The 2,223-nt window shown below is 55.6% G+C and carries 1 protein-coding gene; it reads left to right on the top strand.

Annotated features, from left to right (window positions below; all coding sequences use genetic code 11):
• The first annotated feature begins 765 nt into the window (after positions 1-765).
• Complete coding sequence (locus U5A57_RS41170) at positions 766-1,707, top strand: HNH endonuclease signature motif containing protein (RefSeq protein WP_321918062.1); 942 nt, start codon at positions 766-768, stop codon at positions 1,705-1,707.
• The last annotated feature ends 516 nt before the right edge of the window (positions 1,708-2,223 follow it).

Raw genomic sequence — 2,223 nt, 5'->3', positions numbered from 1 at the left:
TATCCGGGAAGAGGCGCAGCTGGATTTGATCGCGCGTGGCGATACGGATGTTGTGATCGTTGAGCTTTGGGGCTAAGGCAAATGAGCCTTCTCGACGTGTGCGACTGTCGTCGGCCAGTTTGAGACATTCGACATCCCTGCTAGGATTGTCGACAATCGTCTAGTGACATCGTGGTTCACCGCGAGACGTGATGATGGTATCAACCCGCGCTCTGAACAAAATGACATAAATTAAGGGGGTTCATTGATCGCTGGCAAGGGGTAAAGGCAAGCAAACTGGCGACCGCGCAGTCTTTCGTGTTGGATCCGTGCGAACTATTTGAGATGCCGAAGTCACACCCCAATGCCGCGCATGACAACATGCTCGAGCGTCCTTTTATTTTTTTGCTTGGTGACGGCTCCAGCAGCGTCGGTCGCGTCGATTGCCACCTGCGAGGCCATTTTGTTCTGGAAGCGAAAAAGCTGAAGGCTGGTATATACCAAAGGGCTTGACGACGCCCTCTTGCGCGCCCGTAGTTAGGGTGAGGCCTATGCGAGGGTGTCGACGTCCACGCAGAACTGACCCATTGGGGATGCGGCGTTGCTGCAAAGAATCGATACTTCGTCTACCGCTTCGAGAATGATGGATTGGGGGGCGTGCATGCTCTGCTCCAATGCGTGATGCGCTACAGAAAATTCTGCTGTCAAAGAAAAAACGCAGAGCGGCCATGTCTTGAAGCCCGACCATATAATCGGCACGAACGCAGAAAGCAAACCGCATTGACAATGACAGACGATTCCGGCCTCACACGCGAACAGCGGGACCTCCCGGGCTACACGGGCCCAAAGCTGAACGAGCTTGCATGGCAGGTCTATGATGTTCTTATGCTTCTTGGGTTCAGGATTGCAGCTACAACCCAATCACCGTCGCCGGGCTCAGCACTAACGTTGCGCATTACTTACCGAGGCGTCTATGTCGGATTAATGCGGCACGACTTGTGGGGCCGAAAAAAGGACCCTCGGACAATCGTCTATCGATTTCCCGGGGCCTCGTCAGCCGCGACACCGTCCGATTTCGTTCTCGACACCTTTGCCAAGACACACGGCATCGATCCCGCTGACCTGTTTTCACGTTACGAACCAGGCGAGCGCAAGCATTACCTGTGGGTAACGGGTATCGAGACAACCAAAAAACTGATGCAGGACTGGGCGCGTTACATCGATGGCGACGTGCTTTCGCAGACAGAAGTGGGCAGTGATGTCACCGCTGCCAGCGACATTGAACGGATTCAGGCGAGCAAAGAGAGCCCGGAGCGAAAGCGCATGCTGGTGGAGGCGCGCATGGGACAGGGCAAATATCGCGATGATCTGCTGAAAGAATTCGGAAGCTCCTGCGTAGTCACGCGGCTATCTGTTGTGGGGGTTTTGCGAGCGTCCCACATTGTCCCGTACGCGAAATCAGAACTACACGAGCAAACCGATCCCCAAAACGGTCTGCTGCTCGCTGCGAACGTTGATGCCTTGTTCGATCGCTACCTCATCACATTCGCCCCGGATGGCACGTTGCGTTGTTCATTCACCCTGCTCAAACATGATCTCGCGGGCCTTGGGCCGATGGGCGATCTGCTGACGCCTCCCTGTGGAGCGCGGGCTGCGTATTTGCAGCGTCACAATGCCGAGTTCGACGAGCGTGAGGCTAAACGCACCGACCTCATCAGTCGAGCATAGATGTGTCCAGCAAGCAAAAAAGGACCCGAAGGTGCTCATCGCTGTTGCTACGAGGTGCTAGATGCTTACTGCGTGATCTGCCAGCCGTTGTCAGTCTTCTCCATGTTGTACTTATAGGAGAAAGTGAACGACGTATCCGAGCCACGCGCATTGGGCTTGTAACTCGGCTGCTGATGTCCGCTGTGTTGACGTGATGGTGCCTACGTACACATAGTTGATCCTCACACAACCCAGCGGGTTTAAGAGGCTCGTTGGATAGGGCATTCCCGCTACCGAATGGTCCAGTCGGTGTGCGGGCAGGCGTCATTGTTCGACAAGGTTGGTTGCGACTCGGCATCGGAACGACCGCTTTGGAGAAGAGCGACGGTCCCTTGTGGGTCGGATATCGTCCGCCGGCGATTGCCTCAGACAGAACCTCCTTCCGTCGAAAGGAGAATCGTCATGGAAGCCATTGACGTCGGCAGCGCGCGGCGCGTGCCTTGGAACAAGGGAAAGCTGACCGGCCAGAAGCCACCA

Source organism: Paraburkholderia sp. J11-2 (assembly GCF_905220185.1).
Taxonomy (GTDB): Bacteria; Pseudomonadota; Gammaproteobacteria; order Burkholderiales; family Burkholderiaceae; genus Paraburkholderia.
Note: the sequence above shows the minus strand (reverse complement) of the source record. Positions and strands in the feature narration are given on the sequence as shown.